At 65.4% G+C, this 15,156-nt stretch carries 14 protein-coding genes; 1 reads left to right on the forward strand and 13 read right to left on the reverse strand.

What is annotated here, in order from left to right; genetic code table 11:
* Positions 1-12 precede the first annotated feature (12 nt).
* Positions 13-2,256 (forward strand): molybdopterin-dependent oxidoreductase, encoded by a 2,244-nt coding sequence (locus QQK63_RS09520; protein WP_277824620.1) that lies wholly within the window; start codon positions 13-15, stop codon positions 2,254-2,256.
* A 214-nt stretch (positions 2,257-2,470) separates the two neighbouring features.
* Here the strand turns inward: QQK63_RS09520 and QQK63_RS09525 are convergent, their stop codons facing one another.
* The 13 genes from QQK63_RS09525 to mtnA form a co-directional block, all read right to left on the reverse strand.
* Entirely contained in the window at positions 2,471-3,400 is a 930-nt protein-coding gene (locus tag QQK63_RS09525; RefSeq protein WP_277824621.1) for an aminotransferase class IV, read from the reverse strand.
* A gap of 51 nt (positions 3,401-3,451) precedes the next feature.
* Positions 3,452-4,171 (reverse strand): winged helix-turn-helix domain-containing protein, encoded by a 720-nt coding sequence (locus QQK63_RS09530; protein ID WP_277824622.1) that lies wholly within the window; start codon positions 4,169-4,171, stop codon positions 3,452-3,454.
* Between the two features lie 11 nt (positions 4,172-4,182).
* Entirely contained in the window at positions 4,183-4,869 is a 687-nt protein-coding gene (gene phoB, locus QQK63_RS09535; RefSeq protein WP_277824623.1) for a phosphate regulon transcriptional regulator PhoB, read from the reverse strand.
* 12 nt (positions 4,870-4,881) lie between these two features.
* Positions 4,882-5,598 carry a phosphate signaling complex protein PhoU gene (phoU, locus tag QQK63_RS09540; protein WP_277824624.1) on the reverse strand — a complete coding sequence of 239 codons (717 nt, stop codon included), beginning with the start codon at positions 5,596-5,598 and terminating at the stop codon, positions 4,882-4,884.
* A 23-nt stretch (positions 5,599-5,621) separates the two neighbouring features.
* On the reverse strand, positions 5,622-6,419 hold the full coding sequence (gene pstB / locus QQK63_RS09545; RefSeq protein WP_277825915.1) for a phosphate ABC transporter ATP-binding protein PstB: 798 nt from the start codon (positions 6,417-6,419) through the stop codon (positions 5,622-5,624).
* Positions 6,420-6,439: 20 nt separating this feature from the next.
* Complete coding sequence (gene pstA, locus QQK63_RS09550) at positions 6,440-8,179, reverse strand: phosphate ABC transporter permease PstA (RefSeq protein WP_277824625.1); 1,740 nt, start codon at positions 8,177-8,179, stop codon at positions 6,440-6,442.
* The gene (pstC, locus tag QQK63_RS09555) at positions 8,179-9,747 is read right to left on the reverse strand and encodes a phosphate ABC transporter permease subunit PstC (RefSeq protein WP_277824626.1); all 1,569 of its coding nucleotides are present in this window, start codon (positions 9,745-9,747) and stop codon (positions 8,179-8,181) included. Before pstC ends, pstA begins: the two co-directional genes overlap by 1 nt.
* A 101-nt stretch (positions 9,748-9,848) precedes the next feature.
* Positions 9,849-10,898: a PstS family phosphate ABC transporter substrate-binding protein gene (locus tag QQK63_RS09560; RefSeq protein WP_277824627.1), complete on the reverse strand. Its 1,050-nt coding sequence runs from the start codon at positions 10,896-10,898 to the stop codon at positions 9,849-9,851.
* A gap of 188 nt (positions 10,899-11,086) precedes the next feature.
* The gene (locus tag QQK63_RS09565) at positions 11,087-12,136 is read right to left on the reverse strand and encodes a permease (protein ID WP_277824628.1); all 1,050 of its coding nucleotides are present in this window, start codon (positions 12,134-12,136) and stop codon (positions 11,087-11,089) included.
* Between the two features lie 55 nt (positions 12,137-12,191).
* Positions 12,192-12,509, reverse strand: coding sequence for an ArsR/SmtB family transcription factor (locus QQK63_RS09570; protein ID WP_277824629.1), 318 nt, complete (start codon positions 12,507-12,509; stop codon positions 12,192-12,194).
* 55 nt (positions 12,510-12,564) lie between these two features.
* The gene (locus QQK63_RS09575) at positions 12,565-13,161 is read right to left on the reverse strand and encodes a VOC family protein (protein WP_277824630.1); all 597 of its coding nucleotides are present in this window, start codon (positions 13,159-13,161) and stop codon (positions 12,565-12,567) included.
* Between the two features lie 102 nt (positions 13,162-13,263).
* Positions 13,264-13,923, reverse strand: coding sequence for a class II aldolase/adducin family protein (locus QQK63_RS09580; protein WP_277824631.1), 660 nt, complete (start codon positions 13,921-13,923; stop codon positions 13,264-13,266).
* Positions 13,920-15,023, reverse strand: coding sequence for an S-methyl-5-thioribose-1-phosphate isomerase (mtnA, locus tag QQK63_RS09585; RefSeq protein WP_277824632.1), 1,104 nt, complete (start codon positions 15,021-15,023; stop codon positions 13,920-13,922). The genes QQK63_RS09580 and mtnA overlap by 4 nt, the downstream gene beginning before the upstream one ends.
* Between the last annotated feature and the right edge of the window lie 133 nt (positions 15,024-15,156).

Here is a 15,156-nt window from a genome sequence, read left to right on the forward strand (position 1 = left end):
GAGAGACGCATCATGGACGACGCTCCCCGCCAAACCCGCGTGACCTCCAGCCATTGGGGCGCCTTCGAGGTCGTGACCGAGGGCGGGCGCATCGTCGAAACCCGGCCCTTCGGCCCCGATCCGGCCCCGCCCGCGATCCCGGCGATCCTGCCCGCCGCCGTCCATCACACCTCCCGCGTCGCCCGCCCCTCCATCCGCCGCGCGTGGCTTGCCAGCCGCGACCGGTTGGGCCGGGGCGATGGCGATTACGTCACGCCACCTTGGGACGAGGCGCTCGACATTGCGGCAACGGAACTCGACCGGGTGCGCAAGACGCATGGAAACGGCGCCATCTATGGCGGCTCCTACGGCTGGGCCTCGGCCGGACGCTTCCACCACGCACAGGGGCAGGTGCATCGCTTTCTCAACTGCATCGGCGGCTATGTCGCCAGCTTCGGCAGCTATTCCACCGGCTGCGCGCAATCCATCATGCCCCATGTCTTTGGCGAGAATTTCCTGACCCTCACCTACGAGGTGCAGGACAGCTACGCCACCATCGCCCAACATACCGAGACGCTGGTCATGTTCGGCGGCATCAACCCCAAGAATTCCATGGTCTCGATGGGTGGCATCACCGAACACCAGACCGCAGGTTGGTTCGACCGCTTCGCGCAAAACGGCATGACGCGCATCAACATCGGCCCCCAGCGCACGGACGCGCCGGATGGCTGCGACTGGCTCCCCTGCCGCCCGGGCTCGGACACCGCGCTGATGCTGGCGCTCGCCCATGTGCTGGAGGCCGAAGGGCTGGCCGATCACGCTTTCCTCGACCGCTATACCACGGGCTTTGACCGCTTCCGTCCCTACCTGATGGGCGAGACTGATGGCATTCCCAAATCCCCTGAATGGGCGGCCCGCCTGACGGGCGTAGCACCCGCTACGATCCGCGATCTGGCCCGCCGCATGGCCGCGACCCGCACCCTCATCACCGTCGCATGGTCGCTGCAACGCGCCGAGCATGGCGAACAACCCTATTGGATGTCCGCCGTTCTGGCGGCGATGCTGGGCCAGATCGGTCTGCCGGGTGGCGGCGTCGGCTATGGCTACGGGGCCATCGGCGGCATCGGCAAGGATTTCAAACCCATCGGCGGCATGACCCTGCCGCAAGGCACGAACCACGTGCCCGACGTGATCCCGGTCGCCCGCGTGGCCGACATGCTGCTAAATCCCGGCCAGCCTTACGATTTCAACGGCGAGCGCCGCACCTATCCCGATATCCGGCTGGTCTATTGGGCGGGCGGCAATCCCTTCCACCACCATCAGGACCTCAACCGCCTGCACGAGGCTTGGACGCGGCCCGAAACGATCATCGTCAATGAGCCGTGGTGGACCGCGACCGCCCAGCGCGCCGATATCGTCTTTCCCGCCACCACCCCCTACGAGCGCGAGGATATCGGGCGCTCCCCGCTCGACGACTACCTCTTCCACATGCCGCAGTTGATCCCGCCCGTGGGAAAGGCGCGCGACGATTACGCGATCTTCGCAGGTCTGGCCGAACGCCTCGGCGTCGGCGCGGCCTTCACCGAAGGCCGCGATCCCGCCGCATGGATCGCCCATCTCTATGCAGGCCTCATGGAAAGGGGCCGCGCCGCCGGCGTCGACGTGCCGACGCTCGATAAACTTCGCGCGAAAAACTGGGTCAAGCTCGACCTTGCCGCCGACGAACAGCCCAAACCGATCCTCCGCCGCTTCCGCGCCGATCCGACCGGCGCACCGCTCAAGACGCCATCGGGCCGGATCGAGATTTTCTCCGACCGGATCGACAGCTTCGGTTATGCCGATTGCCCCGGCCACCCGGTCTGGCTGCCCCCCACTGAGTGGCCGGGCGCTGCGACCGATGCCGCCCCCCTGCACCTCGTCTCGCCCCAACCGGGCGACAAGCTCCATTCCCAGCTCGAAGCGGCCTTGGCCGATGTCGACGGCGCACGTCCCGAGACCATTCTTATACATGAACAAGACGCCGCCGCGCGCGGCATCACCACCGGCGATCTCGTGCGCGTCTTCAACACCCGCGGCGCGGTCCGCGCGCGGGCGCGGGTGACGGCTGACATCGTGCAAGGTGTCGTGGCGCTGCCCACGGGCGCATGGGTCGGCGGGCCGGGTCAGAACATGGACGCCAACGGCAATCCCAATGTGCTGACCCGCGACGTGGGCACCTCGCGGCTGGGCCAAGGCACCAGCGCCCATTCCGCCCTGGTCGAGGTGAAGCGGCTCTAGCAGCCGCAAAACTGCAGTTTTGCGACCCGGAAATCTCCAGATTTCCGTATGGGAAAACCCGGGTTTTCCCACCCGTTTTCCTCGAGGAAAACGCCGACCCGGCGTGCCGCCAGGGCATCACCGTCGAAAAATCCGCACCGATCCACCGGCGCTTAATCTTCCGTCAAGATCGCGCGAGTCGTCTTAACCCCGCCTTCACACCTCTGACCGCGTGTTAACCCTGTTTGGCGGCCACATACTCGGCCACCGCCCGCTTGTAGAGCGCCTGTATCCGCGCCGTCACCGGCCGCGATCCGTCGCCCACGGGCTTCCCGTCGATCGCGGCCACCGGCGTCTGCGCGCCGAAGGTTCCGGTCAGAAACGCCTCCTCCGCACCCGCGACCTCGAAGAGCGAATAGTTCCTCTCGAAGACCGGGATGCCATCCGCCCGGCACAGGTCGATCACCTTGGCCCGCGTGACGCCATTCATGCAGTAATCGCCCGTCGAGGTCCAAACCTCCCCCCGCCGCACGATGAAGAAATTGCAGGCATTCGTCGTGTTCACGAACCCATGCGGGTCCAGCATCAGCGCCTCGTCCGCGCCCGCCTGTTCTGCCTGAAGACAGGCCAGAACGCAGTTCAGCTTGGAGTGGCTGTTGTATTTCGCATCCTGGCTCATCGGCAGGCCGCGCACTTGCGGGACCGTGGACAGCCGGATGCCCGCGCTGGCCAACCGGTCGACGGGCTTGGAATGTTCCATGATGATCACCAGCGTCGGCCCCGACCGCGACAGCGACGGATGCTGGAAGGGACGCACCTTCACCCCCCGCGTCAGCATCAGGCGGCAATGCACATCCGTGACCATCCCATTGGCAAGACGCGTTTTTTCCAGCGCCTCGAAGATGCCCTGACGATCCATCCCCACGTCCAGACTGACCGCCTTGCACGAGTCGAAGAAGCGATCCATGTGCTCTTCGAAAAAGGCCCAGACCCCGTCGTAAAGGCGCATCCCCTCCCACATGCCATCACCCAGAAGGAACCCGCTGTCATAGACCGACACCGTCGCCTCGGACCGCGGCTTCAGCGCGCCGTTGACGTAGATCAGGATGTCGGCATTGCGCGGGTCTTCCAGCGCGTCATGGGTGGTGGAATGCTCGGTCTGCATCGTTGCCCTCCTCGGCGATAGCCTCAGGGATGACGCGGCCCGCGGCGCGGGTCAACCGATCCCGGGATCAAAGACATATCCCGCGCCCCTGACACTGCGCACCGGATCCTGCCCCAAGGCCGCGCGCAACCGCCGCCGTGCCCGGTTCAGCTTCACATCGACCGTCCGCAGCCCGTTCTCCGTCTGCGCGCCATAGGCCAACCGCAACAGCGCCTCGCGCGACCAGACCGCGCCCGGCACGTCGAACATGGGCCCGATCAACCGCATGTCCTCCAGCGACAGGCTGGCTTGTCCGGCACCGCCCGTCAGGGTCAGCGCCGCCTCGTCCAAAAGCATCCCGCCCACCCGCTGCCGCCCGGTCAGCGCCACGGGCCGGCAGCGCCGCATCAGCGCCCGCAGGTGCAGGGTGAAGCCGTTCAACCCCTCCGCAGGATCCAGCGGGTCGACGCCCATCCGGGCGGGGATCGCGTCACGCAGAGCCGCAGGAATTGCGCCGCCCCGCGCCAGCACGATCACGCCCAGTGTCGCGCTGCGCATCGCCGCGCAAAGATGCTCGAACAGGGCCGGGTCGGGGATACTTCCCATCAGGACGTAATCGGGCCTTGTCTCGGCCACCGCCGAAACCAGCGCCTCAGGCCCCTCACACCGCGCCAGATGCGCCAGGCGATCGCCAACCCCGGCAAGAAAGGCTGCAACGGACGGATCCGCCACATCCGCGACGCCTTTCAACGGTTCTGCCAGATGCAGGATATCGCCCGTTTCCAGCAGCACAGCGGCCCCGGTCAGCCCAGCGCGTAGCCCGCACCGCGCACGGTGCGGATCGGGTCGCCATGATCGCCCGATTTCAGCGCCTTGCGCAGGCGGCCGACATGCACATCCACCGTCCGGCTGTCGACATAGATGTCACGACCCCAGACGCGGTCGAGCAATTGCTCGCGGCTCCAGACCCGGCCGGGGCGTTCCATGAAGGCCGTCAGCAGGCGGAATTCGGTCGGCCCAAGGCTCAATTGCTCCTTGTTGCGATAGACGCGGTGCTCGGCCAGATCGATCAGGATATCCTCGAATTCCAGCCGCTCGCCCACCGTCGCGGGCCGCACCCGGCGCAATTGCGTGCGCAACCGCGCCAGCAATTCCGCCACCGAATAGGGCTTGGTCACATAATCGTCGGCCCCGGTCTCGAGGCCGCGGATCTTGTCCACCTCTTCCGACCGGGCGGACAGCATGATGATCGGGATGCGCGCGGTATCGGCCCCCATCTTGAGCTGTCGGCACACCTCGATCCCCGAGACATGCGGCAACATCCAGTCCAGCACGATCACGTCGGGCGGCGTCTCGCGCACCATTTCCAGCGCGATGTCGCCCGCCTCGGCGGTCATCACCTGAAACCCTTCGGCCTGGATGTTGTAGGCCAGAACCTCGCGCTGCGCCGGTTCATCCTCGACCACAAGCACCAGCGGTTCACCAGCCATCGTCCCGGCTCCTTATGTCAGGTTGCCCGCGTCATGCGCGGTCCGGTCCTGCTTGGGCCGGTCATCCTCGGGCATGTCGCCGGTCACGAGGTAGATCACCTGCTCGGCGATCGAGGTCACGTGGTCGCCCATGCGCTCGATGTTCTTGGCCATGAAATGCAGGTGCATGCAGGTGGTGATGTTGCGCGGATCCTCCATCATGAAGGTCAGGTATTCGCGGAACAGCGCCGAATACATCTGGTCCACGTCGATGTCGCGCGCCCGAACATCCGCGGCCAAGGCCGCATCGCGCTGGATATAGGCATCCAGCACATCCTTGAGCATCAATTCCACCTGTCGCGCCATCCGGCGCAACGAGGCGCCGGTGCCGTTGACGGGGGGCTGGTCGATGATCGTCTCGGTGCGCTTGGCGATGTTCTTGGCGTAATCGCCGATCCGCTCGAGGTTCGTGGACACGCGGAACACGGTCAGCACGGTGCGCAGGTCCGACGCGATGGGCTGGCGCTGCGCGATGATGCGCGCGGCCTCGTCATTGACGCTTTCGTCCAGCGCGTCGATGGCCTTGTCGCCCGCGCGGACGGCCCGCGCCAACTCGAGGTCGCGGGTTTCCAGCGCCTCGGTCGCCTTGGCGATGGCCTCTTCGACCAGACCACCCATGCGCATGATCTGCGCCTGGATCCCTTCCAGATCGCGGTCGAAGCCGGAAACGATATGTTCGGAATGCGCCATGATACCTGCCCTGTTCTTATGCCTCAGCCGATCCGGCCGGTGATGTAGCTTTCGGTTCTGGGATCCTCGGGGTTGGTGAAGATCTTCGAGGTTTCGCCGAATTCGACCAGATTCCCGAGATGGAAGAAGGCGGTCTTCTGGCTGACGCGCGCGGCCTGCTGCATCGAATGGGTCACGATCACCACCGAATAGCTTTGCCGCAATTCGTCGATAAGCTCCTCGACCTGCGCCGTCGCGATCGGGTCAAGCGCCGAACAGGGTTCGTCCATCAGCAGCACTTCGGGGCTGGTGGCCACCGCGCGCGCGATGCACAGGCGTTGTTGCTGACCGCCCGACAGGCCGGTGCCCGGCGCATCCAGACGATCCTTCACCTCGTTCCACAGCGCCGCGCGGCGCAGCGAGCTCTCGACGATCTCGTCCAGTTCCGCCTTGTTGCGCGACAGGCCGTGGATCTTGGGGCCGTAGGCGACATTGTCATAGATCGACTTGGGGAAGGGGTTGGGCTTTTGGAACACCATGCCGACCTTGGCGCGCAGCTGCACGGGATCGACGCGCTTGTCGTAGATATCCTCGCCGTCGAGGATGATATCCCCCTCGACCCGGCAGATGTCGATGGTGTCGTTCATCCGGTTCAGACACCGCAGGAAGGTGGATTTCCCACAGCCCGACGGCCCGATGAAGGCGGTGACGGTCTTGTCCTCGATATCGACATCCACGTCCTTGATGGCATGGTTGGCGCCGTAAAAGACCTGCACCTTGCGGGCCTCGATCTTGATGTCCTTGGTGTTCACGCCGCGCTCCGTCATCCGCATGTCGTTCATGTTGGCATCCTCCATCGGGTTTACCACCTCCGCTCGAACTTGCGCCGCAGGAGGATCGCAAGGATGTTCAGGGCAAAAAGCAAAAGCAACATCACCAAGATCGCGGATTGCGCGAGGCCCTCGCGCACCGGCGCGTCCTGGTTCTGGGCGAAAAGGTAGACCACGGTCGGCATCGACTGCGCCTGTTCCAGCAACCCGCCCGAGAAGGGTGAGGACAACAGCGCCGCACCCGTCGACACGGACAGGCCGATCAGCAGAAGCGGCGCGGTTTCACCCAAAGCCTGCGCGATGCCGATGATCGTGCCGGTCAGGATGCCGGGGGCGGCCAAGGGCAGCTTGTGGTGGAACACCATCTGCACCTTGGAGGCGCCCACACCCAAGGCCGCATCCCGGATCGAGGGCGGCACGGCTTTCAGCGCCGCGCGCGTGGCGATGACGATCGTCGGCAGCGTCATCAGCGACAACACGATCCCGCCCAACAACGCCGTGCCCCTGATCGAATTGCCAAAACCCAGATCCATCAGCGTGAACAGGATCGCCGCGCCAAGGATACCGAAAACGATGGACGGGACGGCGGCCAGGTTCGCGATATTGATCTCGATGAAATCGGTGAATTTGTTCTTGGGCGCGAATTCCTCGAGGTAGATCGAGGCCGCGACACCGAAGATCAGCGAGAAGACCAGAACCACCAGCATCATGTAGGCCGATCCCATCAGCGCCGGACCGATCCCCGCGATCTCGCCGCTTTGCGAATAGGGATTGGTGAAGAAATGCCAGCGAAAGGCATTGTCGATCAGGCCCGCATCTTCCATCGCGTCGACCAGCGCCAATTGCCCGATGTCGAAACCGGGCGGCATCTGCGCCGTGCCGATCCCGGTCAATTCGCCCGACAGGTAGCGGGTGACGGCGATGTCGATGGGCACGCCCACGGATTCCGTCGTTCCGACCAGATCGGGGTTTTCGACCAGACGGTCGCGCACATCCCGGCGGTTGGTCGCATAGATCAGCGCCGACAACGCGGCATCGTCAAAGTCTGCCGGCTGGCGCAGGGCGCCCGCCGCATCCAGCAGCGCCTGCTGGTACCCCGTCGCGTTCAGCGCCGCGACCGCATCGGGCCCGCCTGCCGCGTCGATGGCGGCAACGACCTCGGCCGCCTGCGCGAACCCGGCAGTGCCAAGCGCCTCGGCGGCGGCATCGCGCGCGGCCTCTGCCGCTGCCACGTCATCTCCACCCAAGGCGCTGGCCGCAGCCCGCAGGGCACTGCCCGCCTGCCCCAGAACACGCGCCGCGTCACCCGGCGCACCGGCATCCGCGATCACCTCGGCCCCGCCGGTCAGACCCACGGCATCCAGCGCATTCAGCGCCTCGACCACCCAGCGGCGTTCCACCGTGCCCTCGATGTCGATGCCCGCGTTTTCCAGCGTCATCCGCAGCGAATTGGTGAAAATCCCGCGCTCGAACCCGGTGCGCAGGTTGATGCCCCCGATTTCCTCGGGGTCGACCGGCCCGCCATCGGGGTTCAGGATCGCGGGGTCATAATACAGCTCGATCTGCGCCTGATACTGGAACAGCGCCGGCACACCGCGCGACACGATGGACCACAACAAAACCGCAAGGAAGAACAGGACCACCGAAATGGCACCCAGACCCAGCCAGCGCAGGGTCGCGCCGGTGCGGTGGCGTTTGCGCACCAGCGCCGATTGCGTCAGCAGCGAGGATTTGGGCGCAGGCTTGGCCCCGGACAGGCTGGCGTCGGACATCAGTCGTACTGCTCCCGGTATTTGGCGACCATGCGCTGGGCGACAAGGTTCAGGCCCAGCGTGATGAAGAACAGGGTAAAGGCGAGCGCGAAGACCGCCAGCACGTCGATGGAGTCAAAGCCCGACCCTTCGCCGGTCAGAACCGCCACGATCCGCGTCGTGACGGTGACGACCGCGCCGAAGGGGTTGGGCTCCAGCCCCTGCACGTTCGACAGCGCACCGGCGGCCAGAACCACGATCATCGTCTCGCCAATGGCGCGGGACGCGGCCAGAACCACCGCGCCGACGATGCCGGGCAGGGCGGCGGGCAAGATCACCTTGGTCACCGTTTCGGCCTGCGTCGCGCCCAGACCCAGAGAGCCATCGCGCATCGCCTGCGGCACGGCGTTGATCACGTCGTCGGACAAGGACGAGACGAAGGGCACCAGCATCATGCCCATGACGACGCCTGCGGTCATGACCGACACGGTATTGGGCATCACCGTCGCGCCCACGACCGCCTGCAGGAAGGGGCCGATCGTGATGAGGGCGAAGATACCGTAAACGATGGTCGGAACGCCCGCGAGGATCTCGAGCGCCGGCTTGACCCAGGCGCGGACCCATTTGGACGCGAATTCCGACAGGTAGACCGCAGCCAAGAGCCCCAGCGGCACCGCCACCAGAAGGGCAACCAGCGAGATATAGAGCGTGCCCCAGATCAGCGGCAGGAAACCGAGGACGGACTCGTAAGCGCCGTCGCGGCCTTCCGGAATGCCGACCACGTCGCCCGCAGGTGCCCACGCCATGCCGAACAGGAAATTGAACAGCCCGTATTCCCGGAAAAAAGTGATCGACGGGACGGTGATCGCGGACAGGATAGCGATGGTGGTCAGGATCGCCATGGTCGAGGCGAAGACCAGAAAGCCCAGCACCCAGCGCTCCACCGCTATCCGGGCGCGGAACTCGGCCGAAATGGCGCGCAGCGACAGGCCAAAGCCGATCAGCGCCAGCGCCAGCGCGGCCAGCGGCCCGATCGTGGCGATCGCCCGGTTGAAGGCGCGCAGGTCCTGCGCCACGGTCAACATGCCTTGCGTGATGCTTGCGCCCACGACCTGCCCGTCTGCGCGCAGCCGGTCCTGAAGGGGCGCAAGATCGGCGCGCCAGCGCTCGATATCCGCCTCGGTCGCGTTACCGTTGGCAATGTACCCGTCGATGGCGACCGCCAGACCCTTGACCGAGGCGACGAACTGGGTGCGCAGCACTTCTTCGCGGATCTCGATCTCGCGCTCGGTCAGACCCTCGCGCTGTTGAAAGGGCACCTGCACATCCACGAGATCTTCGGGAATGGCGCTGCCGACGTAGATGTTGGATACCACACCCGACCCGAAGGCCCAGACCATCATGAAAATCAGCGCCGGGATCGCCGTGGCAAAGACGACGTGCCATCCGTGCTGGTTCGGTCGCGAATGCAGCGTACGCGGGGCGGCGGCGGCGATCCGCGCGGCCCGTCCGCGTCCGAGGATGTAGCCCGCAACGGCCAGCGCCGTCACGATCAGCAGAACCAGGGGAAAGGTCAGCACAGCGCCCATCGGAACACTTTCAATCTCGTATCGGGCAGAGCTTCCGCCCGGAGGTGGGATGGGCGGCCCCCGCTGTCAGGGGCCGCCCGGTCGTCTAGGTCAGGCTCGGTTCAGCGGAGCGCCGCAACCATCGCCTGCGTTTCCGCCAGCGCCGGATCGGGCACCAGGCCGTATTCGGACAGCGGGCCGCCGGGGCCTGCGATCTCGTCCGAGATGAAGAATTCGACGAATTCCAACAGGCCGGGGATCACGCCGATATGCTCCTGCTTGACGTAGAACTGGAGCGGACGGGACACCGGGTATTCACCCACCGAGATGGTCTCGGTCGAGGGGGTCACACCGGACATGGTCGCAACCTGCAGACGGTCGGTGTTGTTTTCGTAGAAGGACAGGCCGAAGACGCCGACACCCGTGGGGGTCGAGTCGAGGTTGGCCAGCGTCTGGGTGTAATCGCCTTCGATGTCGACCGAACGGCCATCGGTGCGGACGGCCATGCAGGCTTCCTCGGCGGTGTCTTCGTCGACACCGGCCGCGATCATCGCGTCAAAGAAACCGCCCTGCTCGCAGCCGTCCAGCAAAACGCGCTCGTCGAACACTTCGCGGGTGCCGTGGTTGGTGCCGGGGATGAAGGCGTTGATTTCCTGATCGGGCAGGTCGCCCGCAACACCCATCGCCTGCGCGACTTCGGCCACTTCGGCCCAGCTGGTCAGCGTGTTGGGAACCAGCGCGCCATCGATGAAATGCTCGGCGGCCAGCGCGATGTGCCAGTGGATCGGCTCGAACGCGAAGGAGGGGCCGTTGATGTCCGAGGCGAAGACGATGCCGTCATAGCCAAAGCGCACTTCGATCGGCGTGACGCCGGCGGCCATGCAGCTTTCGCGCTCGGTCGCGCTCATCAGCGACGAGGAATTGGCGATGTCGATGGTGCCTTCGCCCACGCCTTCGCAAAGCATGCGACGGCCGGTCGACGACCCGCCGCCTTCGACGACGGGCGTGGCGAAATCGGTTTCCGCGCCGAAGGCTTCAGCGACGATGTTGGCGTAGGGCAGCACGGTCGAGGAACCGGCGACCTGAACGTTGGTGCGCATCTGGGCCGAAGCGGCAACAGCGGAAACCGCGAGAACCGCGATGGCAGCCGTGGAAAGCTTGAGGTGAGACATGTCTTCTCCTGATATCTGTTCCGGACGGCGACCGTCCTTGACCGCTGCCTAGTCGCGTTCGGTGACGCTTATTCAACAGTTTTGTAACAGGTTTGTGACAATGCGCGGCACAAGGGAGCAGCCCCCGAAAGGGCTGCCCAATGTATTGTTTACATGTGTTATTTTATGATTTTCGGCACGACCTCGATCTAGATCGAAACCCAGATCTGGAACAAAAGGCCCGCCGCAAAGGCCCCGGTCAGCGACAAAAGGATGTAAAGCGCAAAGACCTGCGGCCGCGCCAGCGCCCAGACCGCCATGGCCGCGGGAATCGACGTGACGCCACCTGCCACCAGAAAGGCCATGCCGGCCCCCGGTGCCATGCCTTGGTCGATCAGCCCGCTCACCAGTGGCAAGGCCGCGTAGCCGTTGAGATAGGCGGGCACCCCGACCAGCGTCGCCGTCAGGATCGGCATCAGGCCCGTACCGCCCAGCACGGCCGTGACGGTTTCGGCAGGCACCCATGCCAGCATCAGGCTCTCGAGCAAGAAGGCCAGCGTCAGCCACTTGGCCAGAAAAATGGTCGTGCTCCACGCGGTCTTGCCGAATTTCATCCGACGCTCGGCATCGGTCCAGAACCGCCAGACCACGGGCTTGGGCGCGCGCACCCGGGCCCCGCCGCAGCCGCCATTGCCCACCCCATCCCGCAGCGGGTCCGACAGCGCGCCGCCCCGCGACAGCAGATGCACGACGAGGCCGCCAAATACGCCAAGGCCAATGGCCGTGACGGTCTTGGCCACCGCGAATTCCAGATCCAGCACGCCCGCCGTCAGAACGAACATCGACGGATCCATGATGGGTGAAGCCAACCAAAAGGCCATGACCGCCGACAGGGGCACGCCCATCGACAGCAACGCCGCGATCAGGGGAATCACCCCGCAGGAGCAAAAGGGCGAAATCCCGCCCGCCAGCGCCGCCAGTCCGATCATCAAAAGCGGGGCGCCCGTAAAGGCGCGCGCGATCAGGTTGTCCGCCCCCGTCGCCCCCGCCCATGCGGCGATGCCGATCGACAGGACAAGATAGGGCGCGGTCCTCAAAAGCGCCTCCGCGGCAAAGATCGCGCTGCCGCGCGCCTGCGCCGGGTCGATCACCGACAAGACCAGCAAGATCAGCCCCGACACCATCCACACGCGCTGGTCACGCCACAGATGCGCAAGACCGGTTCTGAACCGCGCGCGGGGAAGGCTGGCATCCGTCATTTCGAAAGCTCCGGTTTCATGGTTGTTTTGGGGCGAAAAAAGACGCGGACAGCGGTCATGCCGCATCCTCCGCACGGCTCAGGCTGACGCCGACACAGCATTCCGAGGTCAGGAAAGACACGACCCGGCGCATCGCCGCGTAATCGACGCGGTTGAACACCTCGCGCCCTTGCCTCTCCTGAACGACAAGCCCGGCATCGACCAAGGTCGACAGGTGATGGGCCAGCGTCGATGCCGCAAGGCCCAGATGATCCGCGATGTCGCCGACGCGCAAACCCTCCTCCCCCGCCTTCACCAGAAGGCGAAAGATCGCCAGACGCGCCTCGTGTCCAAGGGCGGTAAGCGCACGGGTGTGATGGATCATCTCGGTCATGTCACAAACATAACCAATTTTCCGGTTTTGTCGAGATGAAATAAACGTCCCGGTATCACCAGCCCTTGCGCGCACCCCGATCCTGCGACAGCGACCTTTGCCCGCGTTCCACCAATGCCTCGATCGCATCGGCCAGATGCACCTTGTCGATATGGTGATCGCCGCGCGCCACCCGGATCTTGTGCGCCTCCAGCATCACATCGGCATGGCGGCAGCCCTCTGGCGGCTCGAACCGGTAGCTCGCCAATTCGATCCGCAGCCCCAGCGGGTCACGGAAATAGATCGAATCCATGAAGCCCCGGTCCACCGGCCCCGAATGTTTGACGCCCCGCGCATCCAGCCGCGCCGCCACTTGCCAGAATGTCGCCTGGCTGACGTTGAGCGCCAGATGATGCAGCGACCCCACCGCCTCGGGCACGGGCTTGCCGGTCGGCTTGCGCGCCTCGTTGGTGAAGATCGTGATCAGCCGCCCGTCGCCCGGATCGAAGTAAAGATGCCCCTCGCCCGGATTGTCGAGGTTCGGCTGGTCGAAGACAAAGGGCATCCCCAGCACGCCCTCCCAGAAATCGATGGAGGTTTGCCGGTCGGCCCCATTCAGCGTGATATGGTGAACGCCTTGGGTCTGTATCTTGCGAAATTCCGTATCGGACATCGGGCCGCCTCCTCTCAACATTTGCAGCCCCGAACATAGGTCAAAAATCGCCCCCGGTCCCGTGCGGCGGCGCACAGGCCCTGTTTTCGGAACTGCCGTGAACTAATCGGCCTTGCGCGCCTGTACGCCGTAACCCGCGAAATCGCGCCCGACCTCGGCGATTTCCGCATCGGGCAGCACATGGCCACCGCCGATTTGCAACACATGCCAATACTGGTGCGCCAAGGCTTCGAGCTCAAAGGCAAGCCATGTCGCCCGCGTCAGATCCGGCCCCACCGTCAGCATCCCGTGATTGGCCATCAGGCAGCCGTTCATCGCCCCGAGCGCCCGCAAGATCGCGGCGCTCAACTCCGCCGTGCCGTAGCGCGCATAATCGCAGCAGGGGATCACCGGACCACCGAAAGCCGCGATCATGTAATGGATCGCCGGGATCGGGCGGCGCGCGATGGCAAGGATCGTGGAATAGGCGGCATGGGTATGCACCACAGCCCCCACATCGGGACGGGCGCGCAGGATGTCACGGTGAAACCGCCATTCGGACGAGGGTTTCAGCGGCCCCTCCCACGCGCCGGTCTCGTCGCCCAAGGGCATCCGCGCAATCATCTCGGGGCGCAGATCGTCATAGGCCACCGCCGATGGCGTGATCAGCATGACCTCGCCCCATCGCGCCGACAGGTTGCCCGACGCGCCCCGGTTCAACCCCCGCGCATCCAGCTCGCGGCAGCGGGCGACGATCTCGGCGCGGAGCCGGTCTTCCGTCATTCCGCAGCCCGCGCGACATGTTCGGGGAACATCGCGGCCAGCCCCTCGGCGCTGGCGGGCGCGATGCCCCGTTCCGTGATCAAACCCGTGACCAGCCGCGCGGGCGTCACGTCAAAGGCCGGGTTCGCCCCCGGCGTCGCCTCGGGCGCGATCCGCACCTGCCGCACCTGCCCTTCCGCATCCCGGCCCCAGACCTGCGTCACCTCCTCCGCGCTGCGTTCCTCGATGGGGATTTCGGCGACCCCGTCCTGCACCCGCCAGTCGATCGTGGGCGAGGGCAGCGCGACGTAAAAGGGCACGCCATTGTCATGGGCCGCCAGCGCCTTCAGATAGGTGCCGATCTTGTTGCACACATCGCCCCGCGCCGTGGTCCGGTCCGTGCCCACGATGCACAGATCGACCTGACCATGCTGCATCAGATGCCCGCCAGCATTGTCCACGATCAGATGATGGGGAATGCCGTGGCTCGCCATTTCCCAAGATGTCAGATGCGCGCCTTGGTTGCGGGGGCGGGTTTCATCCACCCAGACATGCACCTCGATCCCCCGTTCGACCGCCTGATAGATGGGCGAGGTCGCGGTGCCCCAGTCGACCGTCGCAAGCCAGCCCGCATTGCAATGGGTCAAGATGTTGACCGGTCCCGATTTCCGCGCCGCGATCGCCTCGATCAAGGCCACGCCATGTTCGCCGATCCGGCGGTTGATCTCCACATCCTCGTCGCAGATGTCCGCCGCCCGTGCATAGGCGGCCGCCCGGCGTTCCCCGGGCGGCAAGGGGGCCAGCGTCGCGCGCATCGCATCCAACGCCCAGCGCAGGTTGATCGCGGTCGGCCGCGTCGCATGCAGCACGTCACAGGCCCGCGCCAGCGCACCATCAGACGGGTCCTCGGCCATCTGGAGCGCGACACCATAAGCAGCCGTCGCCCCGATCAACGGCGCGCCCCGCACCCACATGTCGCGGATCGCGGTCGCGGCCTCCTGCATCGTGGTCAGACCGACGACCGGAAAGTCATGCGGCAAACGCGTCTGGTCGATGATCCTGACCGTTCGCCCATCGGGGTCCAGCCAGATCGACCGGTAGGGGATGCCATTGACCTTCATCGCCGTTCCTTTCCGCCGAGACAGACCAAAGCCTAGCAGGTCTCGGGACAGGCTTGAATAGACCAGCCCGTCCCGAACCCTTGGCATACCCCTTGCAATTCACCCGATGCGATCGGTTCCGCCCCGGAAACCG

The organism is Roseicyclus marinus, from assembly GCF_030163795.1.
Taxonomy (GTDB): domain Bacteria; phylum Pseudomonadota; class Alphaproteobacteria; order Rhodobacterales; family Rhodobacteraceae; genus Roseicyclus; species Roseicyclus marinus.

Coding starts and splice junctions, on each gene's coding strand:
- pstA (WP_277824625.1), bottom strand. CDS start 8,179: ATGTCCGACGCCAGCCTGTCCGGGGCCAAGCCTGCGCCCAAATCCTCG.
- pstB (WP_277825915.1), bottom strand. CDS start 6,419: ATGAACGACATGCGGATGACGGAGCGCGGCGTGAACACCAAGGACATC.
- QQK63_RS09575 (WP_277824630.1), bottom strand. CDS start 13,161: ATGTCCGATACGGAATTTCGCAAGATACAGACCCAAGGCGTTCACCAT.
- phoU (WP_277824624.1), bottom strand. CDS start 5,598: ATGGCGCATTCCGAACATATCGTTTCCGGCTTCGACCGCGATCTGGAA.
- QQK63_RS09570 (WP_277824629.1), bottom strand. CDS start 12,509: ATGACCGAGATGATCCATCACACCCGTGCGCTTACCGCCCTTGGACAC.
- pstC (WP_277824626.1), bottom strand. CDS start 9,747: ATGGGCGCTGTGCTGACCTTTCCCCTGGTTCTGCTGATCGTGACGGCG.
- mtnA (WP_277824632.1), bottom strand. CDS start 15,023: ATGAAGGTCAATGGCATCCCCTACCGGTCGATCTGGCTGGACCCCGAT.
- QQK63_RS09520 (WP_277824620.1), top strand. CDS start 13: ATGGACGACGCTCCCCGCCAAACCCGCGTGACCTCCAGCCATTGGGGC.
- QQK63_RS09525 (WP_277824621.1), bottom strand. CDS start 3,400: ATGCAGACCGAGCATTCCACCACCCATGACGCGCTGGAAGACCCGCGC.
- QQK63_RS09565 (WP_277824628.1), bottom strand. CDS start 12,136: ATGACGGATGCCAGCCTTCCCCGCGCGCGGTTCAGAACCGGTCTTGCG.
- QQK63_RS09580 (WP_277824631.1), bottom strand. CDS start 13,923: ATGACGGAAGACCGGCTCCGCGCCGAGATCGTCGCCCGCTGCCGCGAG.
- QQK63_RS09560 (WP_277824627.1), bottom strand. CDS start 10,898: ATGTCTCACCTCAAGCTTTCCACGGCTGCCATCGCGGTTCTCGCGGTT.
- phoB (WP_277824623.1), bottom strand. CDS start 4,869: ATGGCTGGTGAACCGCTGGTGCTTGTGGTCGAGGATGAACCGGCGCAG.